Below are 25,890 nucleotides of genomic sequence, written 5' to 3'. Positions count from 1 at the left end.
GCCCTACTTGACGTCGGCCGCGACCTTCAGCGACACGATCTTGTCGGGATCCTGCACCGGCTCGCCGCGCTTGATCTTGTCGACATTGTCCATGCCTTCGATGACCTGGCCCCAGACCGTGTACTGGCGGTTGAGGAAGGCGGCATCGTCGAAGCAGATGAAGAACTGCGAATTGGCGGAGTTCGGGTTCTGCGAGCGCGCCATCGAGCAGGTGCCGCGGCCATGGTTGGCGTTGGAGAACTCGGCCTTCAGGTCGGGCTTGTCGGAGCCGCCCATGCCCGCGCGAGATGGCGCAAACGAAGGCTTCGAGGAATTGCCGAACTTCACGTCGCCGGTCTGCGCCATGAAACCTTCGATGACGCGGTGGAAGACCACGCCGTCATAGGCGCCTTCGCGCGCCAGTTCCTTGATGCGGGCGACGTGGCCGGGGGCCAAATCAGGGAAAAGTTCGATGACGACCTTGCCCTTGGTCGTTTCCAGGATGAGCGCGTTTTCGCGGTCCTTGATCTCAGCCATGTCAGATATCCTTTTGATAAAACGAAGTTATTTGTCGGCGGCGATGCGCACTTTGATCATCCGGTCGGGGTTGGCGACCGTGCCGTTGTCTGCCTCGTCACCCTTCTGGATGTGATCCACCAGCGGCATGCCGCTGACGACGTTGCCGACAATGGTGTACTGGCCATCGAGCGGCGGCGCCGGCGCGAACATGATGAAAAACTGCGAATTGGCGGAATCCGGATCCTGCGAGCGGGCCATGCCAACCACGCCGCGCTTGTAGTGCTCGGTCTGCGAAAACTCGGCCGGCAGGTCTGCAAGATCGGAACCGCCGGTGCCGACGAGGTTGGGATTGAAGCCCTTTTCCATGTTGCCGAACTTCACGTCGCCGGTCTGCGCCATGAAACCGTCGATGACGCGGTGAAAGGCGACATTGTTGTAGGCGCCCTGGCGCACCAGCTTCTTGATCTGCGCGACATGCTTTGGCGCGAGGTCGGGCCGCAGTGCAACAACCACATCGCCGTCCTTCAGCGTGATGATCATGGTGTTTTCAGGATCGGCGGCGAACGCCGAAACGGATGCCGTCACGAGACCGGCAAGCACAATGAGGAACGAGGCGAGCTTTTTCAGCTGCATATCTATCTCCGAAAATCTTTGTTTGATGCATGTCGTTATCCCAAAACCGGAGTCCACTTTTGGGCGACATGCATTATTTCGCGAATTTGGCGGTGAGTGCACCGGCCACGGCCGCCGGCACGAAGGGGCGGATGTCGCCTCCCATCGAGGCTATCTGGCGGACAAGTGTGGCGGTAATGGTTCGCACCGAGGGACTGGCGGGCAGGAAAACCGTCTGCAGTTCCGGTGCCATGGTCTCGTTCATGCCGGCCATCTGCATTTCGTAGTCGAGGTCGGTACCGTCGCGCAGGCCGCGGATCATGATCGAGGCGCCCTCTCTCCTGGCGGCGTCGATGACCAGCCCGTCAAAGGCGACGACCTTGATGCGGGCGCTGTCGCTGCCGAATTCCGCCTTGGTCGCGATCTCGATCAGCTTCACCCGTTCCTCGAAGGAAAACAACGGCTTCTTGCCGGGATGGATGCCGATCGCCGCATAGACGATGTCGGCCACGGCCAGCGACGCCTTGAGCACGTCGAGATGGCCGTTGGTCAGCGGATCGAAGGAGCCGGCATAGAGAGCGATGCGTTCGGTCATGGCAGGTGCTTCTAGCGAGCCTCTCGGGCAAAGGCAAATGCGCAGGTGAACCTTTTGGCCGCCATGAACGACAGATGAACGGGCCGCTCACGAAGAATTCAACGGCAGCCATGTAAGTGGTTTCACAGACGGTGAAACCAAACCGGACCAAAATCGTTGTTGAAGCAGGAGAACACGCACATGCTGATCTACATGCTCGCCACCGCAATGACCGTCGCAATGCTGATCGCCACCGCCTTCGGGCTGCATCAGGAAGCCGAGCGCGTCCGCGTCAAGACCAAGCGCTTCGAAGGCTTCGGCGTCCGCAAGCCCCATCGCCACTACTGATTTCACCGGCATTTTGACCACGCCGGCCCAGCGGGCCGGCGTTGTCATGTCAGAGCCTATTCGGTGTTGTCCGGGGCAGTGTCGCCAGCAGCCACATCCGGGCCGGCCTCAACGTCACCCTCTTCCTCATCCGATTGCGGTTCCGAAATCCGCTCAACGGAGACGACCTTCTCGCCTTCGGCGGTATCGAAGATGGTAACGCCCTTAGACGTACGACTGATGATGCGGATGGATTTCTTCGGATCAGAACTGTGCACAGGCGAACGGATCACCTTCCCGCCGTCGGTAACGAGCATGATCTCGTCTTCGTCAACGACAGGAAAGGCCGCTACCAGTGGTCCAATCTCATCGCGCTTCGAAATATCCGTCGCCCGAATGCCCTTTCCGCCGCGATTTGCAAGACGGAAATCGTAGGAAGACGAGCGCTTGCCATATCCGAATGCAGTGACCGTAAGGACGAATTGCTCATGATCCTTCAGGGTTGCATAGCGCACTTCATCCAATTCGGCCTCTTCGCCGACTTCCTCATTCGTAAGTGAGATTTCGTCTTCTTCCACAGAGGTCGCACCGATGGCAGCCCGGCGCTCGGCCCCGGAGCGCTTCAGGTAAGCCGCCCTCTCCGCAGGGGTGGCTTCAACATGCTCAAGGATAGTCATTGAAATGGCGCGATCTTCATCGCCCATGCTCAAACCGCGCACACCAGTCGAATCCCGGCCCTTGAATACGCGCACATCGGTAACTGGAAAGCGGATACATTGGCCAGAATTGGCGGTCAGCAGCACGTCGTGATTGTCGGTACAAGTCTCGACGCCGAGGATCTCGTCGCCTTCCTCATCCAGCTTCATGGCGATCTTGCCGTTGCGGTTGACCTGGACGAAGTCGGAAAGCTTGTTGCGTCGCACCGTGCCGCGCGTGGTGGCGAACATCACATCAAGTTCGCCCCACCGCTCTTCTTCCTCGGGTAATGGCATAATAGTGGTGATGCGCTCACCTTCCTCGAGTGGCAGCATATTGCGAAGAAATTTGCCGCGGGACTGCGGATTGCCGATCGGCAGCCGCCAGACCTTTTCCTTGTAGACAATGCCGCGTGACGAGAAGAACAGCACCGGCGTGTGGGTGTTGGCAACGAACAGCCGTGTGACAAAATCCTCGTCTTTAGTGGACATACCGGAGCGGCCCTTACCACCCCGACCTTGCGCCCGATAAAGCGACAGCGGTACGCGCTTGATGTAGCCCTCATGAGTAACAGTAACGACCATGTCCTCGCGCTGGATGAGGTCCTCGTCTTCCATGTCGGCGCCGCCATCGGTGAGCTCGGTGCGACGTGGCGTGCCGAACTCGTCGCGCACTGCGGTCAGCTCGTCCTTGACGATCTGCTGGATGCGCGCGCGGGACGACAAGATGTCAAGATAATCAATGATTTCCGCGCCGATCGTATTCAACTCGTCGGCGATTTCGTCACGGCCGAGCGCAGTCAGCCGCTGGAGGCGCAGTTCGAGGATGGCGCGAGCCTGTTCCTCGGACAGATTGTAGGTGCCGTCCTCGTTGATGCGGTGGCGCGGGTCGTCGATCAACAGGATCAGCGATTCGACGTCGCCCGAGGGCCAGCGCCGCTCCATCAACTGCTCGCGCGCCGTCTGCGGATCGGGGGCGGTGCGGATCAGCTTGATCACTTCGTCGATGTTGGCGACGGCAATCGCCAGGCCGACCAGCACATGGGCGCGGTCGCGCGCCTTGCGCAGCAGGAATTTCGTGCGCCGGCTGATCACCTCTTCGCGAAAGCCGACGAACGCCTTCAGCATGTCGGTCAGCGTCATCACTTCCGGCTTGCCGCCGTTCAGCGCCACCATGTTGGCACCGAACGAGGTCTGCAGAGGCGTGAAGCGATAGAGCTGGTTGAGAATGACGTCGGCGACGGCGTCGCGCTTCAGTTCGATGACGACGCGGTAACCCTGGCGGTCGCTTTCGTCGCGGATGTCGGAAATGCCCTCGATGCGCTTGTCGCGCACCAGTTCGGCCATCTTCTCGATCATCGACGACTTGTTCACTTGGTAGGGAACCTCGGTGATGATGATCGATTCACGGTCGTTGCCGCGCTGTTCGACGTTGACCTTGCCGCGCATGACGATCGAACCACGGCCGGTCGAATAGGCGCTGTAGATACCGGAGCGGCCGAGCACGATGCCGCCGGTGGGGAAATCAGGGCCTGGAATGATCTCCATCAGCGCCGGCAGGTCGATCGCCGGATTGTCGATGATGGCGATGGCGCCGTTGCAGACTTCGGCGAGATTGTGCGGCGGAATGTTGGTGGCCATGCCGACGGCAATGCCGCCGGAACCATTGACCAGGAGGTTCGGGAAGCGTGCCGGCAGCACCTTCGGCTCGGTGTCGGAGGCGTCATACGTGTCCTGGAAATCGACGGTTTCCTTGTCGATATCCTCGAGCAGCTCGTGCGCGACCTTGGTCAGCCGCGATTCGGTGTAGCGCATCGCCGCCGGCGGATCGCCGTCGATTGAGCCGAAATTGCCTTGTCCGTCGATCAGCGGCACGCGCAGCGACCAGTCCTGCGCCATGCGCACCAAGGCGTCATAGATGGAGGCGTCGCCGTGCGGATGGTATTTACCCATTACGTCGGCGACCGGGCGGGCCGACTTCACATATTTGCGGTTCCAGTGGTAGCCGCTCTCATGGGCAGCGTAGAGAATGCGGCGATGCACCGGCTTCAGGCCGTCGCGCACGTCCGGCAACGCACGGCTGACGATCACGCTCATGGCGTAATCGAGATAGGAGCGCTGCATCTCCTCGATGATGGATATCGGCTCGATGCCAGTGGGGCCGCCGTCGGCGCCGCGCGGTGTCTTCTGGTCGGTCAAATCGCGTCACAATCTAATCAGGAATCACTTGCCGCTTATATAGGAAGCAGGACCGAAACTCCAACATTCGCGGCACTTTTCCAACGACAATTTCGGTGGTAATTTCAAATGGATACCGCTGATTGCGACGATTTGGCCATAACGCATTTCGCCGCCACCAGGGCAAAAGCCTGCGATGGACTGTTTTCTCAAGCCCGAGCCGTAAGCACGATGAATTGGTGGCTGCCTTTGCGAGCGCTGAGCGGTTGGCGGCTGAGAGATCTCAATGGCGATCTGGCCGCCGGGCTCACGCTGGCGGCGATCGCCATCCCCGAACAGATGGCGACAGCACGCCTTGGCGGCTTTGCCCCCGAGGTCGGCTTTTTCGCCTTTGTCGCGGGATCGCTGGCCTTTGCCCTGCTTGGCGCCAATCGCCATCTGTCGTCCGGCGCGGATTCGACCATCACGCCGCTGTTTGCCGGCGGTCTCGCCCTCATCGCCGTTGCCGGTTCGGCGCACTATCTGGCGCTGGCGGCGATGCTGGCGCTGATGGTCGGGCTGCTGGTGGGTTTGAGCGGCATCTTCCGGCTTGGCTGGATCGCCGACCTGCTCTCGGTGCCGGTGACGACAGGGTTTCTGGCCGGCATTTCGGTCCATATCATCGTTTCGCAACTGCCGGGATTGCTCGGCCTGCCGCCCGAAAGCGGTGAGACGCTGCGCCGGGTCGCTGAAATCGCCGCCAATCTCCACCTCACCAACCCGTGGAGCTTGGCGCTTGGCCTTGGCGTGTTCGCCATCGTGTTCGGCGCCGAACGCATCAGCGCCCGCATCCCCGGCGCCCTGATAGGCATGGTGCTGGCCACCGCGGCGGTTGCGGCCTTCGGCCTCAAAGACCAAGGCGTCGAGGTGCTCGGCGCCTTGCCGAACGGACTGCCGCGGGCCAGCATGCCGCTGGTCGGCCTTGACGATGCGCAGGCGCTGCTGCCGTTGGCGCTGCTGATCGCCATCGTCGTCATGGTGCAGACGGCGGCGACCAGCCGCTCCTTCGTCGGCGAGGCGCCCGACATCAACCGCGACTTTGTCGGCGTCGGCGCCGGCAGCATTCTGTGTGGCCTGTTCGGCGCCTTCGCGGTCAATGCCAGCCCGCCGCGCACCGCAATCGTCGCCCAGTCGGGCGGACGTTCGCAGTTTTCAGGCTTGATCGCCGCGGCCATCGTGCTTGTGCTCGGCGCTTTTGGCGGCGGCCTGCTCGCCGATGTCCCGCAGGCGGCATTGGCCGGCGTTCTGATGTTCGTTGCCCAGCACATTTTGCGCTGGAAAGTGTTCGCCAATGTCTACCGGCAGGCACCGATTGAATTCGCGCTGATCCTCATCACCATGGCGGCCATCGTCGTGCTGCCGATCCAGACCGGCGTCGCGACCGGCATCGGCCTGTCGCTGCTGCATGGCATCTGGAGCGCGACACGGACACAACCGATCGAGCTGGAACAGGTTCCCGGCACTTCGGTCTGGTGGCCGCCGGCCAAGCCGGACGCAGGCGAGCAATTGCCCGGCGTGCTCGTCGCGGCGTTTCAGGCGCCGCTGTCCTTCGTCAACGCCGACCTTTTCAAACGCGGCCTTGGCGAGATGATCGACGCCAGAGGCGAAAGCGTGAAGCTGGTCGTGCTGGAAGCCAGCAACATCGTGGAGATCGACTATACCGCGGCACAGGCGCTGATCGACACCATCGCCCACTGCCGCAAGACGGGCGCGATCTTTGCCATAGCGCGCCTGGAATCGCTGCGCGCTCAATCGGCTCTGGCGCGGTTTGGCATTGCCGACCTCGTTGGCCCGCAGCGGATCTTTCACAGCGTCGATGCCGCTATCAAATCACTTGGTCCGGGGAAACAGCAGCAGCAAGAACAGGATGGAGTGCCATGATTGACCCCCGAGAACCCATTGTCACGCCGGTCCCTGTCGAGGACCTTCGGCCGACGCAGATAACAGTCGGCATGAGGGAAGTTGCGTTGAAGCGCCAGATGATCCGGGCGCAGGACGCCAAGCAGAAGACCGGCGCTTTTCTCGGTAAACACATGGTGCCGGTGGTTTTGGGTCCCAAAAATCGTAACTACGTCACCGATCACCATCACCTCGCCCGCGCGCTGCTCGAGGAAGGCGTCAAGGACGTGCTTGTGACCGTGATCAGCGACCTGTCCGCGCTCGACAAGGAAGCGTTTCTTTTCGTGCTCGACAACCGCGGCTGGATGCACCCGTTCGATGAGAACGGTCGGCGCCGCGACTACTCGGCAATTCCCAAGACAATCGGCGAGCTGATCGATGATCCTTACCGCAGCGTAGCGGGCGAACTGCGTCGGATGGGCGGCTTTGCCAAGGACACGACGCCATTCAGCGAATTCATCTGGGCGGATTTCCTGCGTCGGCGCATCCACCGCCATGCCATTGCGAAGAACTTCGACAAGGCGATGAAGGATGCGCTTGCCTTGGCCAGGAGCAAGGATGCTGACTACCTGCCGGGTTGGTGCGGACCGACCGAGGACTGACTTTGCAAGGCCGCAGCCGCGTTCGGCGATGAAACGCGGCATGCCCGATAGGCGCCGGGCGTCGCACCCATCACCTTTCGGAAGCGGCGGTTGAAGGTCGACAGATCGTTGAACCCGGCATCGAAGGCGATCGCCGAAATCGCCTCATCCGATGTTCGCAACCGTACTGCTGCCCGGTGCAGCCGGGTTCGCAAAAGAAACTGGTAGGGGGTCATCCCGGCCACCTGCCGGAACGTCCGCAGGAAATGATAGGGACTGGTAGCCGTTTCGTCGGCAAGCCCGGCAAGCGAAATCGGCCTATCGGCATCGAGTTCGATCCGCCGCACGGCTTCCGCGACCCGTTTCTGGTCGCGGCGGCTCGGCGCCCGGCCAACTGGTGCAGCGCCGGAAGCCGCAGTCAGAGCGGCGCCGGCAATGCGCAGACCAAGTTCCTCGAACGCTTCCAGATCGGCCGTTTCGCGCGCGGCCTCCGCCTCGGCCAGCAGTGATGCCAACGCCGGCAGAGGCGGCAGTCGCGGCATCTCGAAGGCTACCTTTTTCACGCCCGACACGTCGGCTGCGACCTGTTCCAGATAGGCCGGAGAAAAATGGAAGGAGAGGCAGCGGTCGCCGGCACCATGCTCGTGGCCGCATTCGTAGCAGGAACCGGGGTTGCCGAACAGAAGGGCGCCGGGCGCCAGCATCGCCGTGCCCTGGCGTGTGCGGTAGCGGAACGTGCCGTTGGCCACCGCGGCGACGCAGAAATTCTGGTGTTCTTCCTCGAACGGCCTGTCGGCGGCGCTGGCGGTGCAGACCACATCCGCGACGTGCCAGCCTCGTCCCGATGCCAGGATTTGCGTGCTCGCTGTCATGGCCCGAACTATAGCAATTTTTCCCAAGCCCAGAACCCTGCCCGGACCTAACGTCTGCAGTCTCCTGACAGCACGAAGGCAGCAACCATGACCGATTCAACCTCCTTTGCCGAAGCCTTGCACAACGATGGGCCCAATCCCGGCCTGGCTGAAAAGCTCGGCCTTTACGGCCGCTTCGTCGGCGCCTGGACATTCAACGCCACGCGCCGTCTCGAGGACGGCACGGTGCTCAGCGGGCGCGGCGAGGTTCACTTCGGCTGGGTTCTCGAGGGCCGGGCGGTCCAGGATGTGTGGATCCTGCCGGCGCGGGATGCCGGTCCCTCGCCATCGCTTGGCAAATGGACTTTCTACGGCACGACATTGCGCGTCTACGACCCGGGCAATGATGCCTGGCACATCTTCTGGAGCGATCCGCGCAACCAGTATTACAGCCGTCAACTCGGCCGTGCCGAGGGCGATACCATCGTCCAGCAAGGGGTCGACGGCACCGGCTCTGCGGTGCGGTGGAGTTTTTCCCGGATTACCGAGAATTCCTTCCGCTGGCTGGGTGAACGTTCGCATGACGACGGTGCGACATGGCGGCTGGAAGTCGAGTTTCTGGCGCGCCGCACGACCTAAGGCTGACAACCCAACCAATTGTAACAACGGAGAAAACGATGCTCGACCATGTCTCGATCGGTGTTCGCGACGCCAACGCCTCGAAGCGCTTCTACGACGCCGCGCTAAAACCGCTTGGCTATAGCTGTCTCAGCCAGTCGCCGGGCTCATTGGGCTACGGCACTGAGGCGGTGGCACTCTGGGTGAACGAAGCCCCGCGCCCGGTTGCGGCCGACACGGAGTCCGGCCTGCATTTCTGCTTCGCCGCGCCGACGCGTGGCAGCGTCGACGCCTTCCATGCCGGCGCCTTGCGTGAAGGCGGCAGCGACAATGGCGCGCCCGGCCTGCGCGCCGCCTATGGCGAAAATTACTACGCCGCCTTTGTCGTCGACCCCGACGGTTACCGCATCGAGGCCTATTGCGGCGCGGCTGGCTAGTCGGCCGAATTCCCGGGGTTGAGACGGTTTCCTCTGACCCTGCTTTGCTCTACCAATGCAAAGGCCCGGGCATGGCCCGGCGGGAGGGGTCAGAGATGCCGAGCTTCGACAGCCTGTTCAATGCCTTCGTCACCATTCTGGTGACCATCGACCCGCCTGGCCTGGCGCCGCTTTTCCTGGCGGTGACGCGCGGCATGAACCGCGAGGAACGCCAGCAGGTTTCTATCCGCGCCTCGATCATGGGTTTCCTGGTGATGGCGCTGTTTGCCGTCGCCGGCGCATCGATCCTGTCGGTGTTCGGCATCACGCTTCCGGCCTTCCGCGTCGCCGGCGGTTTCCTGCTGTTCTTCATCGCCTTTGAAATGGTCTTCGAGCGCCGGCAGGACCGCAAGGAGAAGATCGGCGACGTCGCCATCACCAAGGACATGATCCACAACATCGCCGCCTTCCCGCTGGCGATCCCGCTGATCGCCGGGCCGGGCGCGATTTCCGCGACGGTCCTGCTCTCCGGCTCGTTTCAGGGTTTTGCAGCACAAGCGGCATTGGTCGGCATCATCTTCGTCTGCCTGGCCATCACTTATCTGGTGTTCGTCTTGTCCGAGCGCATCGACCGAATCCTCGGTCACACCGGCCGCTCGATCCTGACGCGGCTGCTCGGCGTCATCCTGGCAGCACTTGCCGTGCAGTTCGTCGCCGACGGCATCAAGGCGCTGATGGCGGGGTGAACGGCAGTGCCTACTGCCTACTTCACCGCCGTATCAACGACTTCGAAGTCGTGGGTGATTTCGGCTGCCTTGGCCAGCATGGCGGAGGCCGAGCAGTATTTTTCGATCGAGAGGTTGATCGCCCGCTTGACCTTGTCGTGCGAGAGCGCTCTGCCCTTGACGACGAAATGCATGTGGATGCGGGTGAACACTTTTGGGTCGGTTTCCGCCCGGTCGGCGTCGAGTTCGACGACGCAGTCCTCGATCGCCTCGCGACCTTTTTCGAGGATGTGGACGACGTCATAGGCCGAGCAGCCGCCAGTGCCGATCAGCACCAGTTCCATCGGGCTTGGTCCCGGTGTCTTGCCTTCCGGTCCGGCCGCCGTTCCCAGCACCAGCTTGTGGCCGCTGCCGGACTCGCCGACGAAGGTGCGCTCCTCGACCCATTTGACCCGTGCTTTCACTGGACTCTTCCTTGCTAGTGCATGACGCCGATCACTGGCCGAACACGACGGTGTGCATGATGCGCCCCGGCAGCAGCGTGAAAACGCCGGCGCCGATCAGCGCGAAAACATAGAGCTTGATCATGACGCCGCGATGCTTTTCGACGCGATGGGTGTGCGCGTACCACACCGCCAGCGGCACCGTGACCAGCACCAGGATCGACAGCAGATGGATCGGGCTGAACGGGCCGACGAGACGTATCTCTTGTATCCAGAAGCTGGAGACGGCGATGACCAGCATCAGCGTCGCCCAGGCATAGCCGACGACACGATGGCGCGGCGTGCCCTTTGGCAGCGCCAGTTGCGTGGCGCCCGTCACCAATGCGGCAAAGGCCGCAAAGGCATGCCAGGGAATGGGAGGGGGCGCGGCAAGCAGCGGTCCCAGCGACATGGCGCCCTCTCCCGATAAATCTCAGAACGGGATTTCGTCGTCCAGTTCGCGCGACGAACCGCCGCCACCGCCGCTCTTGGCGCCGCCACCACCACGGCTAAAGCTCTCGCCCGGGCCGGACTGGCCGAAATCGGAACCGCGGGCAGCGCCACCGCCTGAGTAACCGCCGACCTGACCGCCCTCGCCTTGCCCGCGTGCGTCGAGCATCTGCAGCTCGCCACGGAATTTCTGCAGCACGACTTCGGTCGTGTACTTGTCGTTGCCGGTCTGATCCTGCCATTTGCGCGTCTGCAACTGGCCCTCGACATAGACCTTCATGCCCTTCTTCAGATACTGCTCAGCCACCTTGGCGAGCTGGTCGTTGAAGATGACGACGTTGTGCCACTCGGTCTTTTCCTTGCGCTCGCCGGAATTCTTGTCACGCCAGCTTTCTGACGTGGCGATGCGGATGTTGACGACCGGTTCGCCCGAATTCAAACGGCGGATTTCAGGGTCTGCCCCCAGGTTGCCCACCAGAATGACCTTGTTGACGCTACCCGCCATGATATTTCTCCGCGCTCATCCGAAACCAGATTTTTGTCGCCGCACCTTACAGGCTACGGACAATCCCCGCCTGCTGTGGCTGCCTTTACCCACAAGGTTTTTGTTCTCTTTTCGTTCTAAGTCGATCAAGGCCGGTTGTCAAGGAATGTCAGCACCAGGTAGTGTCTCAGTTTCAATGGCGGCTGGCGTGTCGGCTACTCTCTGGTCGATGGACGATCTTTGCGAGAAGATGGACGCCGTAGCGCCTAAGCCGGGTCCGCGCGGACCGTACAAAAAGGTGGCTTAAGGCGGCGGAGCTTCGACGGTAATCTTGATCGCGGAATAGTAAGCCGCAACATTGGCAATGTCTTCCTCGCTCAGGCTTTTGACGACCAGCGACATCATTTGACTCTTGCGCTCTCCGGCCTTGTAAACCGTCAGCGCGTGGACGAGATAGTCGTACTTCTGCCCGGCGAGATTGGGCACGTAATTCATTCTTCCGAGGCCATCCTTGCCGTGGCACGATTGGCATCGCTCCATGACTTTCCGGCCGGCGGTGCTGTCGCCTGCAGCCTGCGCAAATGACGAGGTGACCACGAGGGCAGCCAGGCCAAGGACAAGTTTCTTGATCATCGAAGTCCTCCCCTCAGTGTTAAGAGTGATCTTTTAGATCGGACGACAAGGCACCCTACACCCGGCGAGACGGGGTAGCGAATCTTGCATGGTCGAAGATCGGAAATTCAAACTGAGACACTACCCAGCACCAAGGCTCTTTATCCCGGCATTGTCTGGCGTGCCTGCCTTGCGGACAAGTGCCGCGGTCGCCAGCAACGACGCCATGTCGGCAACGGTCTTTTCGACATAGGCCTTGCCGTCGAGCGGCGCCGAGATGTCGCTATGCAGCGCGACGCGCACCGGGTCCATCGGACCACCCTCGAAATCCTCTTACCCAGCACAACAGCTCCGACGCTTGCGCAATAGCGTGGTTCCCCAGCACAATTCGATGTTTCGAGACGCGGATCGAAAGGGCGATCAATGAAAATCGTAGTGCATGAGAAGCAGCCGCTTGAGCGGTGGCGAGCAGGGGTCGAAACCCGGATGCATATTTCCGCCGGCAATGGTGCAGCCCAACTTTGTATTTTTGAACAATGGGTGGAGCCTGCGGTTGGTGCCCCGACACATTGGCACCCGGTTGAGGAAGTGCTTACCGTGATGGCCGGGAAGGCCGAGATGTGGATCGACGACGAGCATGACGTCCTGATCGCCGGACAATCACTCGTCATTCCCGCGCACAAGAACCACGGCTTTCGAAATGTCGGCTCCGAAATGCTTCACATCCATGCGGTGCTGGCGGCACCCATCTTCGAAGCGACATTCGACGGATCGCCTGAGATGGTGAGGCGCTGGCTTCCCACGATTTTGTAAAACAGCGCTTGCCAAACCAATAAGTATCGACTTATGCTTTGACCATGATCGAAGCAGAGATTTTTCGCGCGCTGGCCGACCCCACACGACGCGCCGTCTACGAACGGCTCGCCGCCGGCGAGATGAGCGTGTCGGAGTTGCGCAGCGGCATGAGCGTGTCGCAACCGGCGGTGTCGCAGCATCTGGCGGTGCTGCGCGGCGCCGGCCTGGTGGTTGAACGGCGGGCCGGCCGCAACGCCTATTATCGCGCCGATCCGCAAGGGCTTGGCCCCCTGCTCGGCTGGATCGAACGCTACCGCGCATTCTGGCCGGAACGCATCGAAAGGCTGAAGGCGGTTTTGAAGGACATGGACCAATGACCGATGAAAAGCAGGCGCCGGCCGCCAGTGACGCCCTCGCCTTCGAATGCGATCTGCCAGACGCACCGGAGAAGGTGTGGCGGGCGCTGACGGTGCCCGAATTACTGGCGGCATGGATGATGCCGAACGACATCAAGCCTGAAACCGGCAGCCGTTTTGCCTTTGCCGGGCCGGATACGCCGATCGACTGCGAAGTGCTCGATGCCGAACCCGGGCGTTTGCTGCGCTACTCCTGGCGCGAGCGGTCGCAGACCAACGATGCCGGCCGGCTGGACAGCATCGTCACCTTCACGCTTGCCCGCACCATTTCGGGCGGCACGCACCTGCGCATCGTGCATGACGGGTTTGTCCAGGAGGCAACGCCCGCGGTGGCGATGGCGAGCGCCGGCTGCCGGCTTTCACTCGGCGCATGCAAGCCAAAACTGCCCATAGCCGTCAATGCGCCACGCCTGTTGATGCGCGCAGCCTGAGCAAAAATAAACGGAGACAAAGAGATGAGCGGCCTTGCCAATCTGGTTCCGATGGTGATCGAGCAGTCGAGCCGCGGCGAACGCGCCTTCGACATTTTCTCGCGACTGCTGCGCGAGCGTATCATCTTCGTCAATGGCGAGATCAATGACGGCATGTCGGCACTGGTCTGCGCGCAGCTTCTGTCATTGGAATCGGACAATCCCGACAAGGAGATCTCGCTCTACATCAACTCGCCGGGCGGCGTGGTGACCAGTGGCTTCGCCATCTACGACACGATGCAATATATCAGTTGCCCGGTGTCGACGGTGTGCATGGGCTTTGCCGCCTCGATGGCCTCGTTCCTGCTGATGGCGGGAACGCCGGGACGGCGCATCGCCCTGCCCAACGCCAGCATCGTGCTGCATCAGCCCCTAGGAGGCTTCCAGGGCCAGGCCTCCGACATCCAGCGCCATGCCGAGGGCATATTGCGCACCAAGCGGCACATGACGGAGCTCTATGCGCAGCATTGCGGCCGCACCTATGAAGAGGTCGAGCGCACGCTCGACCGCGATTTCTTCATGACCGCGAAGGAAGCCAAGGACTGGGGCCTCGTCGACCACGTTTTTGATACGCGCAAACAGGCGGCATAGAGCGCCGGCACCGACGAACGGAATTTGGACCGGTCGACCCCAAGGCAATTTTGGCGCCGCCGGTCTGGTTTCGCCTGGATCGCAGCACTATAGTCTTGCGATGCATTTCCGCCTGAACAGACTGATCATCGCCATTGCGATCACCGCTGCAACCTCCAGCGCGGCTTTTGCCGGGGACAGCACGGCCTCGTCGCCGAAAGGCGCCCTGCCCGGCGTGACCAGCGACTATCGCATCGCCAAGCCAGCACTGCAGCCCGAGCCCGACGATGCGGTCTCCGCCGGCGAGAACGGCACGTTCAAGATCGGCGATACCGATGTCAGGATTTCCGGCAGCATCGCCATCGATGTCGGCGCCGGGAGAACCGGGCTCCCGCGTCATTGACAGTGCTGCGGCCGAGCGACGTCGTCGGAAGCAGTGCACGTGAAGGACTGGAAGAGTGCAGCACTCACTGCCGCCCATAAAAGCAGCCCCGCCGTTGCTTCCGCAAACGGTCGGGGCTTTTTTTGGATTCCAGATCCAACCTGCCGGTAGTGTTATACCGACTTTGATTTCGGATGCTTCGCGGCATTCAGCCGACGATCCGACTAGTAGTCTCTGATTTTCGTGGGGGACGGCAGGTCACGGTTTGTCGGGTGGAATGAAGGCGTTAGAACCACATGTGTCCGCTTCCACGCACAACGCACGCTCTAAGACTTTGAATCAACCCTGGCACTTATGCCTGCCGCGGCTCCAGCCATAGGTGGAGCCTCAATGGACTATCCGGTGGCGTCATGCTCCGCTCCTGTGTCCGTTGCGATTGTCGTCAATCCGAAGCACAAATCGCAAATACCTGCGGCGTCTCGCAGGCCGCCTTGGGGCGGCGAGGCCATCGAAAGACAGCCGGCTTCGTTGACGTTTGGACACTGCTCCCCTGATTCGGCGACGTCAACCTTCAATAGCCGATTACCGAAAAAAGTGATCGCCGGGAGGTTACGTGCAAGTCAGGTTCCGCACAGGCTTTGTCAGGAGCGTGTTCGGTCTTTGTTCTTTCCGCTTGCCCGTTCGGGCGAAAGGCGGTTAAACGCTTTTGTCGAGAATTGTGGCGTCTCTCGACGTGGCGGCAAAAATACCTACATAGGGGATGGCCGGGAAAACCCCGCCGATCCCACTGACACCAGATCTGAGGCGGCGACCGGCAATGGCCGACCATAAATATCTTTCCATTCGCGGGGCGCGCGAACACAATCTGAAGAATGTCGATCTCGACCTGCCGCGTGACAGCCTGATCGTCATGACCGGCCTGTCTGGGTCCGGCAAGTCGTCGCTCGCCTTCGACACCATCTATGCCGAGGGACAGCGCCGCTATGTCGAGAGCCTGTCGGCCTATGCCCGGCAATTCCTCGAAATGATGCAAAAGCCTGACGTCGACCAGATCGACGGCCTGTCGCCCGCCATCTCCATCGAGCAGAAGACGACGTCGAAGAACCCGCGCTCCACGGTCGGCACCGTCACCGAAATCTACGACTACATGCGGCTGCTGTTCGCGCGTGTCGGCATTCCTTATTCGCCGGCCACCGGCCTGCCGATCGAGAGCCAGACGGTCAGCCAGATGGTCGACCGCGTGCTGGCGGTCGAGGAAGGCACGCGCCTGTTCATCCTGGCGCCGATGGTGCGCGGCCGCAAAGGCGAGTACCGCAAGGAACTGCTGGAGCTGCAGAAGAAGGGCTTTCAGCGCGTCAAGGTCGACGGCGTCTTCTACGAGATATCAGATGTGCCGGCGCTCGATAAAAAATACAAGCATGACCTCGACGTCGTCGTCGACCGCATCGTCGTGCGCGGCGACCTGGCGACGCGGCTTGCCGATTCCATCGAAACCGCGCTGAAGCTGGCCGAAGGCCTGGCGGTGGCCGAGTTCGCCGACAAGCCGCTCGACGCCAGCCAGACCGGCGAGGATTCGGTCAACAAGTCGAAGAACGAGACGCATGAGCGCATCCTGTTCTCGGAAAAATTCGCCTGCCCGGTGTCCGGCTTCACCATTCCCGAGATCGAGCCCAGGCTGTTCTCCTTTAACAACCCGTTCGGCGCCTGCCCGACCTGCGACGGTCTCGGCAGCCAGCGCGCCATCGACGCCAGCCTGATCGTGCCCGACGAAAACGTCTCGCTGCGCGACGGCGCCGTCAGCCCGTGGGCGAAGTCGACCTCGCCCTATTATTCACAGACGCTGGAAGCGCTGGGCAAGGCCTACGGCTTCAAGCTCGGCGACAAGTTTAGGGATATAAGCGAAGAGGCCAAGGAAGCCATCCTGCGCGGCACCGGCGAGCGCGAGGTCACTTTTCAGTATGATGACGGCTTGCGCTCCTACAAGACGACCAAGACCTTCGAGGGCGTCATCCCCAATCTCGAGCGGCGCTGGAAAGAGACCGAATCCGCCTGGATGCGCGAGGAGATCGAGCGCTTCATGTCGGCCACACCTTGCCCGGTCTGCAAAGGCTATCGGCTGAAGCCGGAGTCGCTGGCGGTGAAGATCGCGGGAAAGCACATCGGCGAGGTCACCGAACTGTCGATCCGCAGCGCCGACCGCTGGTTCACCGACCTACCGCCCCATCTCAACGATCAGCAGAACGAGATCGCGGTGCGGGTGCTCAAGGAGATCCGCGAGCGGCTGCGCTTCCTCAACGATGTCGGGCTCGACTATCTGACGCTATCGCGCAACTCCGGCACGCTGTCTGGCGGCGAGAGCCAGCGCATTCGGCTGGCGTCGCAGATCGGCTCCGGCCTGACCGGCGTGCTCTATGTGCTGGACGAGCCGTCGATCGGCCTGCACCAGCGCGACAATGCCCGCCTGCTCGACACTCTGAAGCATTTGCGCGACATCGGCAACACGGTGATCGTCGTCGAGCATGACGAGGATGCCATCCTGCATGCCGACTATGTCGTCGACATGGGACCGGCCGCCGGCATCCATGGCGGCGAGATCATCGCCCAGGGAACGCCGCAGCAGGTGATGGCCAACCCCAATTCGATCACCGGCAAATATCTGTCGGGCGCACTCGAAGTGGCGACACCTGGCGTGCGGCGCGAGCCGAAGAAGAACCGTCGCCTGAAGATCGTCGGCGCGCGCGGCAACAATCTGAAGAACGTGACGGCCGAAATCCCGTTGGGCACGTTTACTGCCGTCACCGGCGTGTCGGGTGGTGGCAAGTCGACCTTCCTGATCGAGACGCTGTTCAAGGCGGCGTCGCGCCGCATCATGGGTTCGCGCGAGCACCCGGCCGAGCATGACCGCATCGAGGGTCTCGAATTCCTCGACAAGGTCATCGATATCGACCAGTCGCCGATCGGAAGAACGCCGCGCTCCAACCCCGCGACCTATACCGGTGCCTTCACGCCGATCCGCGATTGGTTCGCCGGATTGCCGGAGGCCAAGGCGCGCGGCTACCAGCCCGGGCGCTTCTCGTTCAATGTCAAGGGCGGCCGCTGCGAGGCCTGCCAGGGCGATGGCGTCATCAAGATCGAGATGCACTTTTTGCCCGACGTCTACGTCACCTGCGACGTATGTCACGGCAAGCGCTACAACCGCGAAACGCTCGACGTTGTGTTCAAGGGCAAGTCGATCGCCGACGTGCTGGACATGACGGTCGAGGAAGGCGTCGATTTCTTCGCCGCGGTGCCTGGCGTGCGCGACAAGCTGGAGACGCTGAAGCAGGTCGGCCTCGGCTATATCCATATCGGCCAGCAAGCGACGACGCTTTCCGGCGGCGAGGCGCAGCGCATCAAGCTGGCCAAGGAACTGTCGCGCAAGGCGACCGGCAAGACGCTCTACATTCTTGATGAGCCGACTACCGGCCTGCATTTCCACGACGTCGCCAAGCTTTTGGAAGTGCTGCATGAGCTGGTCGACCAGGGCAACACGGTGGTGGTCATCGAGCACAACCTCGAGGTGATCAAGACTGCCGACTGGGTGCTCGACCTCGGCCCTGAGGGCGGCGATGGCGGCGGCGAACTGGTCGCCCAGGGTACGCCGGAAGCGATCGTCCGCGAAAAGCGCAGCTACACCGGCCAGTTCCTCAAGGAGCTGCTGGAGCGGCGCCCCGGAGGCAAGCGCGAAGCGGCGGAGTGATGACCGGACCGATTGGCGCCTGGAGAGCTTTTGCATGACACTCCGAAAAGCGCTTGCCGGTGATCTCCAAACTGTCGTCTCGCTGACGCAAGCCGCCTATGGGCACTACACCGCCCTGTTCGGCGCGCCGCCGATGCCGGTCACCGAGGACTATGCGCCGCGCATCGAGCGTGGCGAAGTCTGGCTGCTGGAGAGCGGCTCCGAGCTGGCCGGGCTGATCGTCCTCGAGCGGCATCCCGATCATGCGATGATCTTCAGTGTCGCCGTCTCCCCTGCCTTCCAGGGCAAGAAACTCGGCATAGCGCTGCTCGACTTCGCCGATGAGCAGACGCGGCTATGGGGCTTGCCGGAGGTGCGGCTCTACACCAATTCGCGCATGGAGCGGAACATCGCGCTCTATCTAGCCTATGGCTTTCACGAAACGGGTCGCCGGGCCAATCCATACCGGCCAGGATGGACTCTGGTCGACATGGCGAAAGCCGTGGACGCCTGATCTTTTTCAGCACTTGGGAGGATAGCAATGAGCAGTCAGGGAAAAATCCGTGCCGGCATGGGCGGCTGGACTTTTGAGCCTTGGGACACGTCGTTCTATCCCGACAAGCTGTCCAAGGCCAAGCAGCTGAACTACGCCAGCCGGCAGGTGCCGAGCATCGAGGTCAACGGCACCTATTACTCCAGCTTCAAGGAACCCACGTTCGTCAAATGGGCCAGCGAAGTGCCGGACGGGTTCGTCTATTCCCTGAAAGGCAACCGCTTCGTCACCAACCGCCGCGTGCTCGGCGAAGCCGGTGAATCGATGATGCGCTTTCTGGGATCCGGCGTTGCCGCACTTGGTGAAAAGCTCGGGCCAATCCTGTGGCAGTTCGCACCGACGAAAAAGTTCGATCCCGACGACTTCGAAGCCTTTTTGAAACTGTTGCCGGAAAAGCAGGACGGCGTTGCGCTGCGCCACGCGCTCGAAGTGCGCAACGACAGCTTCATCGTGCCGGAATTCGCCGCACTCGCGCGCAAATACAAGGCGGCGATCGTCTATGCCGACCACGCCAAATATCCTGATATCGCCGACGTCACCGGCGATTTCGTCTACGCGCGGCTGCAGACCGGCAGCGACGACAATCCCGATTGCTACACGCCGAAAGGTCTCGACGAATGGGCGGCGCGAATAAAGATCTGGGCGGAAGGCAAAGTGCCGACCGACCTGCGGCGCGCCGATACTGCGACCGACGCACCGGTCAAACCGCGCGACGTGTTCGTCTACTTCATCACCGAAGGCAAGGTGCGGGCGCCATTCGGCGCCATGGCGCTGATGAAACGCGTGACAGACTGACGATGCAGCTGGTGACAGACTGAAGCAGGGGAATCTCGGCTTCTTCACCGCCATCGTAACCTTATCGATACCTCCTTGCTGCAAGAATCCAGTCCGGCCAAGTCGCAGAGGATGGGCCGTCGCGGGCAAGGACGAGGCATGTCGCTCGACTACAACTCACTCCTCCTGGCAGTCGGGTTTTCCGCCGCCTGCCTGAGCCTGACGCTGTTCGGCATATGGCTGACCGCGCGCTCGGAGAAGTTCCTGCTGACATGGGCGGTCAGCGTGTTGTTGGTCGTCGCCGACGTCTTCACCTACAAGGCCTATATCGAGACACCGGGACGCGTGCTCGGCATCGCCACCTTCACCCTGCTTCTGCTCGGGTTCTCGACCATGCTTGGCGCTGCCCGCCAGTTTACGACGGGCCGATCGCCCTTGCCGAGCATCCTTCTCGGTGGCGGCATTTCGCTCGCCGCAACGCTGCCGCCCATCACCTTGGGATATGACGGGCTCGGCTTCATGCTCGAGAATTCCTTTGCAGCCCTGCTGCTGTTTGCGACTGCTTTTGAATACTGGAAGGGACGAACCGAGTTCCCCGCCCCAATCATCGGCATAGCTGGGCTCTACTCGGCCACCGCCATATCCTTCGCGTTGTGCGCCATGGTTCTGGCGCTGGACGGCAAGCTTGTCCTCGGACATGCGCCGAGCAACTGGGCCGAAGATTTGAGCCTCGTCGTCGTTATCGCCTGCATGACCGGCATCGGCGCCCTTTCGCTGGCGCTCAATCAGGGGCGGCTGGCGCAGCATCACCGCCGGGATGCCCTGACCGATCCGCTGACCGGCCTGCTCAATCGCCGCGCCCTGTTCGATCTGCATGGCGCCGCACAGATGGGCGCCTTTACGGCGGTGGTGGTGTTCGACCTGGACGGCTTCAAGGCCATCAATGATGAATTCGGCCACGCCACTGGCGATGAGGTGCTGAAGCTGTTCGCGAAGGACCTGACCGACAATCTTCGCCCGGCCGATGCCGCCGCCCGCATCGGCGGGGAGGAGTTCGCATTGGTTCTGCAGCGAACCCTGCCCGAGAAGGTGGAATTTGCCGCCGAACGGGTGCGCGCTGCCTTCGCCGCGCGCCGGATCGAAACCGAGACCCGTCCGCTGTCTTGCACGGTCAGCGCCGGATATGCCTTCGGCAGCACTGAAGGCCTGAGCTTCGACAAGGTGCTCAGCTCTGCCGACAAGGCGCTCTATGCTGCCAAGCGTGGTGGCCGCAATCGCGTCTTTGCCTCGGCGTTCCGGCGTGCGGGCTAGTCAGGCTCGCCTGGTGACAGATATCACGCCGCCAGGACGATCTCATTGTAGGCATCAAGATCGACGTAGAAGACCTTGGTGATCTCGCTGATCAGCTCGTCGTGGCCGTAGCCTTGCGACTTCAGAATGTTGATGGCTGTGATGATGTCGACGCGCTCCGTGAGCCGTCGCTTCTGGTAGTCTTCGACGAAACGTTCCATCGGCTTTCTCCTGGCCTGAATGCTCAAACGCGTTGAACACAAAACAGGTCGCAGGAGGGAAGCTAGGTGTGCTTGCTTGTGTGGAACTTGCCGGCTTGACCCGCGCATTCCCCTCGATCTGCGACAAACCAGACTGATACGGAACGGCCGACTCACCAAGGCCAGGCAAAGACTAGCATGCAGCTAGCAGCGCGCCAGAGCTTCAAGCAACGGATCGAAGAATGACTGAAGACCGATTTATACGGTGAGAAATTTCCGGACGTCGGCCCGATCAAGATCTTGCGCCGGGCCAGTATGGACGATGAGACCGCGGTCCATGACGTTGACCTCGTCGGCGAGTTCGCGGCAGAAATCGAGATACTGTTCGACCAGCAGCACGGCGATGCCCGCCTGGTCGCGCAGATAGCGGATGGCGCGGCCGATATCCTTGATAATCGACGGCTGGATGCCTTCGGTGGGTTCGTCGAGCACCAAAAGCTTCGGCCGCATGACCAGCGCCCGGCCGATCGCCAGCTGCTGCTGCTGGCCGCCGGACAGATCGCCGCCGCGGCGGCCAAGCATCTGCTTCAGCACCGGAAACAGCTCGAAGACATGCGCCGGAATGTTGCGGTCGGCCCGCTTCAGCGGCGCAAAGCCCGATTCGAGGTTTTCGCGCACCGTGAGCAGTGGAAAGATCTCCCTGCCCTGCGGTACGAATGCGATGCCCGACCGGGCGCGGTCATACGCCGCGCTCCGGTCGAGCGCCTTCCCCTCGAAGGCAACACTTCCGCTCGTCAGCCGATGGTGGCCGACGATCGATCTCATCAAACTGGTTTTGCCGACGCCGTTGCGGCCGAGCACGCAGGTGATCTTGCCGGCGCCGGCCTTCAGAGAGACGCCGCGCAGCGCCTGGGCTGCGCCGTAGTGCAGCGTGGCATTGGAGACTTCGAGCATGGTCAGCGCTTTCTCCAGAATTTGAGAAACGACAGATCGAAGCGATGGAATTGAACCCGCCAGACCATGCTCATCTCCCGAGATAGACTTCGACGACGCGCTCGTCGGTAGAAACGAAATCGAGTGTGCCTTCGGACAGCACCGAACCTTCATGCAGGCAGGTCACCTTGACGCCGAGCTCGCGCACGAAATGCATGTCGTGCTCGACAACGATGACCGAATGGTCGCGGGCGATGTCCTTGAGCAGGCGCGCCGTTTCTTCGGTCTCAGCGTCGGTCATGCCGGCGACCGGCTCATCGACCAAAAGCAGTTTTGGATCCTGCGCCAAAAGCATGCCGATCTCGAGCCATTGCTTTTGGCCGTGGCTCAGATTTGCCGCCAATTCGCTGCGCTTGTCGCCAAGCCTGATGATGCCGAGGATGTCGTCGATCTGCCGCGCCTCGGCGGCCGAGCGGCGATGGAACAGGGCCGGAAAGATCGAGCGCGGGCCTTTCAGCGCCAGCATCAGGTTTTCCTCGATCGAGTGGCTTTCGAAGACGGTCGGCTTCTGGAATTTGCGGCCGATGCCCATCATGGCGATCTCGGCTTCGTCATGCTTGGTCAGGTCGACCTGACCGTCGAAGAAGACCTCGCCCTCGTCGGGCCGCGTCTTGCCGGTGACGATGTCCATCATCGTCGTCTTGCCGGCGCCGTTGGGACCGATGATGGCGCGCATCTCACCCTTGTCGAGCACCAGCGACAGATTGTTGATGGCGCGAAAGCCGTCGAAGGAGACCGAGACGCCGTCGAGATAGAGGATCGTGTTCGACTTGCTCATTGTCGCTCACTCCGCCGGCTGCGGTTCGGGGCTGGATGCGGACCAGTCGCCGGGCTTTGTCGCCGCACTGCGAACGATCTTCGCCGGCGGCGGGACGTCGGCATCGGTGCCGGCTTCCTCGGCGATCGAGGCGGCGCGCATTGCTCTGGCGTTGCCGCGCCAGCTGTCCCACATGCCGATGATGCCCTTGGGGAGGAACAGCGTGACGGCGACAAACAGCCCGCCCAGCGCAAACAGCCAGAATTCTGGTAGCACGCCGGTGAACCAGGATTTGCCGGCATTGACCAGCAGCGCGCCGATGATCGGCCCAACGATGGTGCCGCGCCCGCCAACGGCCGCCCAGACGACGACCTCGATCGAATTGGATGGCTCGAACTCGCCCGGATTGATAATGCCGACCTGCGGCACGTAGAGCGCGCCGGCAATGCCGGCCATGACAGCCGATACGGTGAAGGCAAACAGTTTGACGTTCTCCGCCCGCCAGCCGAGGAAGCGGGTGCGGCTCTCGGCATCGCGCACCGCCATCAGCAGCTTGCCGTATTTGGAACCGACGATGGCCCAGGTGACGTAGACGGCCAGCGCCAGCGTCACCGCGCTGGCGGCAAACAGCGCCGAGCGGGTCGCGTCGGCCTGCACGTTGAAGCCGAGAATATCCTTGAAATCGGTCAGGCCGTTGTTGCCGCCGAAACCCATATCGTTGCGGAAAAAGGCGAGCAGCAGCGCATAGGTCATCGCCTGGGTGATGATCGAGAGATAGACGCCGGTGACACGGCTGCGGAAGGCGAACCAGCCGAAGACGAAGGCGAGCAGGCCGGGCACGGCCAGCACCATGATGGCGGCAAACCAGAAGTGGTCGAAACCGGTCCAAAACCACGGCAGTGCTTTGTAGTTCAGGAACACCATGAAGTCGGGCAGTACAGGATTGCCATAGACGCCACGTGAGCCGATCTGGCGCATCAGATACATGCCCATCGCGTAGCCGCCGAGCGCGAAGAAAGCGCCGTGGCCGAGCGAAAGGATGCCGCAGTAACCCCAGACGAGATCGAGCGCCAAAGCCAGCAGCGCATAGCAGAGATACTTGCCGGTGAGCGCGACGATGTAGGACGGCACGTAGAAGGCGCTGGCCGGCGAAACCACGAGATTGAGCAGCGGCACGATGATGGCGACCGCCAGCAGGATGAAGATGGTGATGGCGATGCGGCGGTCCGCACCCGCGGCGAAGAATCGTCCTGTGATCATACTTCCACCGCCCTGCCCTTGAGCGCGAACAGGCCGCGCGGGCGCTTCTGGATGAACAGGATGATGAGGACCAGCACGACGATCTTGCCGAGCACCGCGCCGGCATAGGGTTCAAGGACCTTGTTGACGATGCCGAGCGAGAAGGCGCCGACCAGCGTGCCCCAGAGATTGCCGACGCCGCCGAAGACGACGACCATGAAGCTGTCGATGATGTAGCCGCGGCCGAGATTGGGTGAGACATTGTCGATCTGGCTGAGCGCGACACCGGCAATGCCGGCTATGCCGGAACCCAATGCAAAAGTCAGCGCATCGACCCATGGCGTCCTGATGCCCATGGATGCCGCCATGCGGCGATTGGCAGTAACAGCGCGCATCTGCAGGCCCCAGGGCGTGCGCTTCATGACATAGAGCAGCACGCCAAAGACGCAGAGCGCGAAGACCAGGATCCACAGGCGGTTCCAGGTCACGGCCAGCTGACCGATGGAGAAGGAGCCGGACATCCAGGACGGATTGCCGACCTCCTGGTTGGTCGGCCCGAAGATGGTGCGCACCGCCTGCTGCAGGATCAGCGACACACCCCATGTCGCCAGCAGCGTTTCCAGCGGCCGGCCATATAGGAAGCGGATGACGCCGCGCTCGATGATGAGACCGACCAAAGCCGCGACTAGGAAAGCCAGCGGCAGCGCGATGACCAGCGACCAGTCGAACAAGCCGGGGAAGGAATTGCGGATCACCTCCTGCACGACAAAGGTGGTGTAGGCGCCGAGCATGACCATCTCGCCATGCGCCATGTTGATGACGCCCATGACGCCGAAGGTGATGGCGAGGCCGATAGCGGCGAGCAGCAGCACCGATCCGAGCGAAATGCCATACCAGATGTTCTGGCCGGCATCCCAGAATGCCAGCGTCGAATTGATGTTGGCCATCGCCGCCGTCGCAGCTTCCTTGACCGCGCCTTCTGAGTTGGCCTCGACGGAGGTGAGCAAAGACAGCGCGTCGCGGTCACCGCGGGCGCCGATCAGGGCGATGGCCGCCAGCTTGTCGACCTCCGGTTTGTCGGAGACCAGCACCGATGCCGCGCGGGCCTGTTCGAACAGCGCTTTGACGCTGGCCACGGTTTCGCCTGATATCGCGGCATCGAGCGGTTCGATGTTGGCGGCATCGGGCGTCTTGAACATGGTGTCGGCGGCAGCGATGCGCACGGCCGGATCTTTCGCACGCAATGTCAGCGTGCCCAGCGCATCGCGGATGACACGGCGCAGTGTGTTGTTGACCTTGATCTTGGTGAGATCGGCCTTGGCGGCCTCGGCCGACTTTTCGCCGCTCAGCGGGTCGAGCAGCTCAACGCTGTCGCCGGCCTCCTTGCCGACAAAGACCAGGGAATCGGCCTTGCGGATGTAAAGATTGCCGTCGCCAAGCGCTGCCAACGGACGTTCGACCAAGGGATCGCCGGTGGCCGCAAGCTCATGCACGACGGCTTCGGTGGCCGAGAAATTCGAGGCGGTGGCGAATTTGGCGATGATGGCGCGAAGATCGGCTTCCGCGGCGTTCGACGGCAACAGCGTCGCCAGCAGGCAGAGCAGCGTCAGACCTATCGCGCGGATCGAATTCATCGGTTTCTGGCGGCTCCCAGCGGGTTAAGTTTGCGTCCGGGCGGACTGGAGGACATGA

General features: G+C 62.0%; 30 protein-coding genes. 15 read left to right on the top strand and 15 right to left on the bottom strand.

Translation table 11 applies throughout. The annotated features are described in order from the left end of the window. Window positions 1-3: 3 nt before the first annotated feature. The 3 genes from AC1DX6_RS23360 to coaD form a co-directional block, all read right to left on the bottom strand. A complete protein-coding gene (locus tag AC1DX6_RS23360) occupies window positions 4-516 on the bottom strand; it encodes a peptidylprolyl isomerase (RefSeq protein WP_477243054.1) in 513 nt (170 codons plus the stop codon). Window positions 517-543: 27 nt separating this feature from the next. Further along, complete coding sequence (locus AC1DX6_RS23355; RefSeq protein WP_477317753.1) at window positions 544-1,038, bottom strand: peptidylprolyl isomerase; 495 nt, start codon at window positions 1,036-1,038, stop codon at window positions 544-546. Window positions 1,039-1,204: 166 nt separating this feature from the next. Then, entirely contained in the window at window positions 1,205-1,705 is a 501-nt protein-coding gene (coaD, locus tag AC1DX6_RS23350) for a pantetheine-phosphate adenylyltransferase (RefSeq protein WP_477317686.1), read from the bottom strand. Window positions 1,706-1,885: 180 nt separating this feature from the next. Between coaD and AC1DX6_RS23345 the strand changes: the two genes are divergently transcribed. Beyond that, window positions 1,886-2,032 (top strand): hypothetical protein, encoded by a 147-nt coding sequence (locus AC1DX6_RS23345; protein WP_477317684.1) that lies wholly within the window; start codon window positions 1,886-1,888, stop codon window positions 2,030-2,032. Between the two features lie 56 nt (window positions 2,033-2,088). Here AC1DX6_RS23345 and gyrA read toward each other — a convergent pair whose 3' ends face one another. Next, window positions 2,089-4,905, bottom strand: a complete 2,817-nt coding sequence (gyrA, locus tag AC1DX6_RS23340; protein ID WP_477317682.1) for a DNA gyrase subunit A — start codon at window positions 4,903-4,905, stop codon at window positions 2,089-2,091. A 210-nt stretch (window positions 4,906-5,115) separates the two neighbouring features. Between gyrA and AC1DX6_RS23335 the strand changes: the two genes are divergently transcribed. After that, on the top strand, window positions 5,116-6,804 hold the full coding sequence (locus AC1DX6_RS23335; RefSeq protein ID WP_477317680.1) for a SulP family inorganic anion transporter: 1,689 nt from the start codon (window positions 5,116-5,118) through the stop codon (window positions 6,802-6,804). Then, window positions 6,801-7,424, top strand: coding sequence for a ParB-like protein (locus AC1DX6_RS23330; protein WP_477317678.1), 624 nt, complete (start codon window positions 6,801-6,803; stop codon window positions 7,422-7,424). The genes AC1DX6_RS23335 and AC1DX6_RS23330 overlap by 4 nt, the downstream gene beginning before the upstream one ends. Here AC1DX6_RS23330 and AC1DX6_RS23325 read toward each other — a convergent pair. Beyond that, a complete protein-coding gene (locus tag AC1DX6_RS23325; protein ID WP_477317676.1) occupies window positions 7,388-8,275 on the bottom strand; it encodes a helix-turn-helix transcriptional regulator in 888 nt (295 codons plus the stop codon). The genes AC1DX6_RS23330 and AC1DX6_RS23325 overlap by 37 nt on opposite strands. A gap of 87 nt (window positions 8,276-8,362) precedes the next feature. Here AC1DX6_RS23325 and AC1DX6_RS23320 point away from each other — a divergent pair, with 87 nt between their 5' ends. The 3 genes from AC1DX6_RS23320 to AC1DX6_RS23310 all read left to right on the top strand — a co-directional run bounded on the left by AC1DX6_RS23320 (window position 8,363) and on the right by AC1DX6_RS23310 (window position 10,034). Continuing rightward, window positions 8,363-8,893, top strand: a complete 531-nt coding sequence (locus AC1DX6_RS23320) for a hypothetical protein (RefSeq protein WP_477317674.1) — start codon at window positions 8,363-8,365, stop codon at window positions 8,891-8,893. A 38-nt stretch (window positions 8,894-8,931) separates the two neighbouring features. Further along, on the top strand, window positions 8,932-9,309 hold the full coding sequence (locus tag AC1DX6_RS23315; RefSeq protein WP_477317672.1) for a VOC family protein: 378 nt from the start codon (window positions 8,932-8,934) through the stop codon (window positions 9,307-9,309). A gap of 95 nt (window positions 9,310-9,404) precedes the next feature. After that, window positions 9,405-10,034: a MarC family protein gene (locus tag AC1DX6_RS23310; protein ID WP_477317670.1), complete on the top strand. Its 630-nt coding sequence runs from the start codon at window positions 9,405-9,407 to the stop codon at window positions 10,032-10,034. 17 nt (window positions 10,035-10,051) lie between these two features. Here AC1DX6_RS23310 and AC1DX6_RS23305 read toward each other — a convergent pair whose 3' ends face one another. The 5 genes from AC1DX6_RS23305 to AC1DX6_RS23285 form a co-directional block, all read right to left on the bottom strand. Further along, window positions 10,052-10,477 carry an OsmC family protein gene (locus AC1DX6_RS23305; protein ID WP_477317668.1) on the bottom strand — a complete coding sequence of 142 codons (426 nt, stop codon included), beginning with the start codon at window positions 10,475-10,477 and terminating at the stop codon, window positions 10,052-10,054. A 31-nt stretch (window positions 10,478-10,508) separates the two neighbouring features. Then, complete coding sequence (locus tag AC1DX6_RS23300) at window positions 10,509-10,907, bottom strand: DUF2306 domain-containing protein (RefSeq protein ID WP_477317666.1); 399 nt, start codon at window positions 10,905-10,907, stop codon at window positions 10,509-10,511. 21 nt (window positions 10,908-10,928) lie between these two features. Then, window positions 10,929-11,450 (bottom strand): single-stranded DNA-binding protein, encoded by a 522-nt coding sequence (locus AC1DX6_RS23295; protein WP_477317664.1) that lies wholly within the window; start codon window positions 11,448-11,450, stop codon window positions 10,929-10,931. Between the two features lie 282 nt (window positions 11,451-11,732). After that, on the bottom strand, window positions 11,733-12,062 hold the full coding sequence (locus tag AC1DX6_RS23290) for a c-type cytochrome (protein ID WP_477317662.1): 330 nt from the start codon (window positions 12,060-12,062) through the stop codon (window positions 11,733-11,735). Window positions 12,063-12,182: 120 nt separating this feature from the next. Beyond that, on the bottom strand, window positions 12,183-12,353 hold the full coding sequence (locus tag AC1DX6_RS23285) for a hypothetical protein (protein ID WP_477317660.1): 171 nt from the start codon (window positions 12,351-12,353) through the stop codon (window positions 12,183-12,185). A gap of 111 nt (window positions 12,354-12,464) precedes the next feature. Between AC1DX6_RS23285 and AC1DX6_RS23280 the strand changes: the two genes are divergently transcribed. From AC1DX6_RS23280 to AC1DX6_RS23240, 9 genes are all read left to right on the top strand, one after another. Beyond that, complete coding sequence (locus tag AC1DX6_RS23280; RefSeq protein WP_477317658.1) at window positions 12,465-12,854, top strand: cupin domain-containing protein; 390 nt, start codon at window positions 12,465-12,467, stop codon at window positions 12,852-12,854. Window positions 12,855-12,898: 44 nt separating this feature from the next. Next, window positions 12,899-13,213: an ArsR/SmtB family transcription factor gene (locus AC1DX6_RS23275; RefSeq protein ID WP_477317656.1), complete on the top strand. Its 315-nt coding sequence runs from the start codon at window positions 12,899-12,901 to the stop codon at window positions 13,211-13,213. Beyond that, on the top strand, window positions 13,210-13,683 hold the full coding sequence (locus AC1DX6_RS23270; protein WP_477317654.1) for an SRPBCC family protein: 474 nt from the start codon (window positions 13,210-13,212) through the stop codon (window positions 13,681-13,683). The genes AC1DX6_RS23275 and AC1DX6_RS23270 overlap by 4 nt, the downstream gene beginning before the upstream one ends. 24 nt (window positions 13,684-13,707) lie before the next feature. Further along, window positions 13,708-14,313, top strand: coding sequence for an ATP-dependent Clp protease proteolytic subunit (locus AC1DX6_RS23265; protein ID WP_477317652.1), 606 nt, complete (start codon window positions 13,708-13,710; stop codon window positions 14,311-14,313). A 100-nt stretch (window positions 14,314-14,413) separates the two neighbouring features. Then, window positions 14,414-14,695 (top strand): hypothetical protein, encoded by a 282-nt coding sequence (locus AC1DX6_RS23260; RefSeq protein ID WP_477317650.1) that lies wholly within the window; start codon window positions 14,414-14,416, stop codon window positions 14,693-14,695. A gap of 796 nt (window positions 14,696-15,491) precedes the next feature. Continuing rightward, window positions 15,492-18,413 (top strand): excinuclease ABC subunit UvrA, encoded by a 2,922-nt coding sequence (uvrA, locus tag AC1DX6_RS23255; RefSeq protein ID WP_477317648.1) that lies wholly within the window; start codon window positions 15,492-15,494, stop codon window positions 18,411-18,413. Between the two features lie 34 nt (window positions 18,414-18,447). Further along, window positions 18,448-18,906 (top strand): GNAT family N-acetyltransferase, encoded by a 459-nt coding sequence (locus AC1DX6_RS23250; protein ID WP_477317646.1) that lies wholly within the window; start codon window positions 18,448-18,450, stop codon window positions 18,904-18,906. A gap of 27 nt (window positions 18,907-18,933) precedes the next feature. Further along, a complete protein-coding gene (locus AC1DX6_RS23245; protein ID WP_477317644.1) occupies window positions 18,934-19,740 on the top strand; it encodes a DUF72 domain-containing protein in 807 nt (268 codons plus the stop codon). A gap of 138 nt (window positions 19,741-19,878) precedes the next feature. After that, entirely contained in the window at window positions 19,879-21,030 is a 1,152-nt protein-coding gene (locus AC1DX6_RS23240) for a GGDEF domain-containing protein (protein ID WP_477317642.1), read from the top strand. A 23-nt stretch (window positions 21,031-21,053) separates the two neighbouring features. Here the strand turns inward: AC1DX6_RS23240 and AC1DX6_RS23235 are convergent, their stop codons facing one another. The 5 genes from AC1DX6_RS23235 to urtB all read right to left on the bottom strand — a co-directional run bounded on the left by AC1DX6_RS23235 (window position 21,054) and on the right by urtB (window position 25,832). Further along, window positions 21,054-21,230 (bottom strand): hypothetical protein, encoded by a 177-nt coding sequence (locus AC1DX6_RS23235; protein WP_477317640.1) that lies wholly within the window; start codon window positions 21,228-21,230, stop codon window positions 21,054-21,056. Between the two features lie 237 nt (window positions 21,231-21,467). Beyond that, the gene (gene urtE / locus AC1DX6_RS23230) at window positions 21,468-22,163 is read right to left on the bottom strand and encodes an urea ABC transporter ATP-binding subunit UrtE (RefSeq protein ID WP_477317638.1); all 696 of its coding nucleotides are present in this window, start codon (window positions 22,161-22,163) and stop codon (window positions 21,468-21,470) included. 70 nt (window positions 22,164-22,233) lie between these two features. Beyond that, window positions 22,234-22,980: an urea ABC transporter ATP-binding protein UrtD gene (urtD, locus tag AC1DX6_RS23225; protein ID WP_477317636.1), complete on the bottom strand. Its 747-nt coding sequence runs from the start codon at window positions 22,978-22,980 to the stop codon at window positions 22,234-22,236. A gap of 6 nt (window positions 22,981-22,986) precedes the next feature. After that, window positions 22,987-24,219 carry an urea ABC transporter permease subunit UrtC gene (gene urtC / locus AC1DX6_RS23220; protein WP_477317634.1) on the bottom strand — a complete coding sequence of 411 codons (1,233 nt, stop codon included), beginning with the start codon at window positions 24,217-24,219 and terminating at the stop codon, window positions 22,987-22,989. Continuing rightward, on the bottom strand, window positions 24,216-25,832 hold the full coding sequence (gene urtB, locus AC1DX6_RS23215; protein WP_477317632.1) for an urea ABC transporter permease subunit UrtB: 1,617 nt from the start codon (window positions 25,830-25,832) through the stop codon (window positions 24,216-24,218). The genes urtC and urtB overlap by 4 nt, the downstream gene beginning before the upstream one ends. Window positions 25,833-25,890 lie beyond the last annotated feature (58 nt).

The sequence above is a fragment of the Mesorhizobium sp. P2_C4 genome (genome assembly GCF_056404575.1).
Note: the sequence above shows the minus strand (reverse complement) of the source record. Positions and strands in the feature narration are given on the sequence as shown.

What these genes read in the sequence shown, in the direction of transcription:
- AC1DX6_RS23360 (WP_477243054.1), bottom strand. Translation starts at nt 516, where the DNA reads ATGGCTGAGATCAAGGACCGCGAAAACGCGCTCATCCTGGAAACGACC.
- AC1DX6_RS23355 (WP_477317753.1), bottom strand. Translation starts at nt 1,038, where the DNA reads ATGATCATCACGCTGAAGGACGGCGATGTGGTTGTTGCACTGCGGCCC.
- coaD (WP_477317686.1), bottom strand. Translation starts at nt 1,705, where the DNA reads ATGACCGAACGCATCGCTCTCTATGCCGGCTCCTTCGATCCGCTGACC.
- AC1DX6_RS23345 (WP_477317684.1), top strand. Translation starts at nt 1,886, where the DNA reads ATGCTGATCTACATGCTCGCCACCGCAATGACCGTCGCAATGCTGATC.
- AC1DX6_RS23335 (WP_477317680.1), top strand. Translation starts at nt 5,116, where the DNA reads ATGAATTGGTGGCTGCCTTTGCGAGCGCTGAGCGGTTGGCGGCTGAGA.
- AC1DX6_RS23330 (WP_477317678.1), top strand. Translation starts at nt 6,801, where the DNA reads ATGATTGACCCCCGAGAACCCATTGTCACGCCGGTCCCTGTCGAGGAC.
- AC1DX6_RS23325 (WP_477317676.1), bottom strand. Translation starts at nt 8,275, where the DNA reads ATGACAGCGAGCACGCAAATCCTGGCATCGGGACGAGGCTGGCACGTC.
- AC1DX6_RS23320 (WP_477317674.1), top strand. Translation starts at nt 8,363, where the DNA reads ATGACCGATTCAACCTCCTTTGCCGAAGCCTTGCACAACGATGGGCCC.
- AC1DX6_RS23315 (WP_477317672.1), top strand. Translation starts at nt 8,932, where the DNA reads ATGCTCGACCATGTCTCGATCGGTGTTCGCGACGCCAACGCCTCGAAG.
- AC1DX6_RS23310 (WP_477317670.1), top strand. Translation starts at nt 9,405, where the DNA reads ATGCCGAGCTTCGACAGCCTGTTCAATGCCTTCGTCACCATTCTGGTG.
- AC1DX6_RS23300 (WP_477317666.1), bottom strand. Translation starts at nt 10,907, where the DNA reads ATGTCGCTGGGACCGCTGCTTGCCGCGCCCCCTCCCATTCCCTGGCAT.
- AC1DX6_RS23295 (WP_477317664.1), bottom strand. Translation starts at nt 11,450, where the DNA reads ATGGCGGGTAGCGTCAACAAGGTCATTCTGGTGGGCAACCTGGGGGCA.
- AC1DX6_RS23290 (WP_477317662.1), bottom strand. Translation starts at nt 12,062, where the DNA reads ATGATCAAGAAACTTGTCCTTGGCCTGGCTGCCCTCGTGGTCACCTCG.
- AC1DX6_RS23285 (WP_477317660.1), bottom strand. Translation starts at nt 12,353, where the DNA reads ATGGACCCGGTGCGCGTCGCGCTGCATAGCGACATCTCGGCGCCGCTC.
- AC1DX6_RS23280 (WP_477317658.1), top strand. Translation starts at nt 12,465, where the DNA reads ATGAAAATCGTAGTGCATGAGAAGCAGCCGCTTGAGCGGTGGCGAGCA.
- AC1DX6_RS23275 (WP_477317656.1), top strand. Translation starts at nt 12,899, where the DNA reads ATGATCGAAGCAGAGATTTTTCGCGCGCTGGCCGACCCCACACGACGC.
- AC1DX6_RS23270 (WP_477317654.1), top strand. Translation starts at nt 13,210, where the DNA reads ATGACCGATGAAAAGCAGGCGCCGGCCGCCAGTGACGCCCTCGCCTTC.
- AC1DX6_RS23265 (WP_477317652.1), top strand. Translation starts at nt 13,708, where the DNA reads ATGAGCGGCCTTGCCAATCTGGTTCCGATGGTGATCGAGCAGTCGAGC.
- AC1DX6_RS23260 (WP_477317650.1), top strand. Translation starts at nt 14,414, where the DNA reads ATGCATTTCCGCCTGAACAGACTGATCATCGCCATTGCGATCACCGCT.
- uvrA (WP_477317648.1), top strand. Translation starts at nt 15,492, where the DNA reads ATGGCCGACCATAAATATCTTTCCATTCGCGGGGCGCGCGAACACAAT.
- AC1DX6_RS23250 (WP_477317646.1), top strand. Translation starts at nt 18,448, where the DNA reads ATGACACTCCGAAAAGCGCTTGCCGGTGATCTCCAAACTGTCGTCTCG.
- AC1DX6_RS23245 (WP_477317644.1), top strand. Translation starts at nt 18,934, where the DNA reads ATGAGCAGTCAGGGAAAAATCCGTGCCGGCATGGGCGGCTGGACTTTT.
- AC1DX6_RS23240 (WP_477317642.1), top strand. Translation starts at nt 19,879, where the DNA reads ATGTCGCTCGACTACAACTCACTCCTCCTGGCAGTCGGGTTTTCCGCC.
- AC1DX6_RS23235 (WP_477317640.1), bottom strand. Translation starts at nt 21,230, where the DNA reads ATGGAACGTTTCGTCGAAGACTACCAGAAGCGACGGCTCACGGAGCGC.
- urtE (WP_477317638.1), bottom strand. Translation starts at nt 22,163, where the DNA reads ATGCTCGAAGTCTCCAATGCCACGCTGCACTACGGCGCAGCCCAGGCG.
- urtD (WP_477317636.1), bottom strand. Translation starts at nt 22,980, where the DNA reads ATGAGCAAGTCGAACACGATCCTCTATCTCGACGGCGTCTCGGTCTCC.
- urtC (WP_477317634.1), bottom strand. Translation starts at nt 24,219, where the DNA reads ATGATCACAGGACGATTCTTCGCCGCGGGTGCGGACCGCCGCATCGCC.
- urtB (WP_477317632.1), bottom strand. Translation starts at nt 25,832, where the DNA reads ATGAATTCGATCCGCGCGATAGGTCTGACGCTGCTCTGCCTGCTGGCG.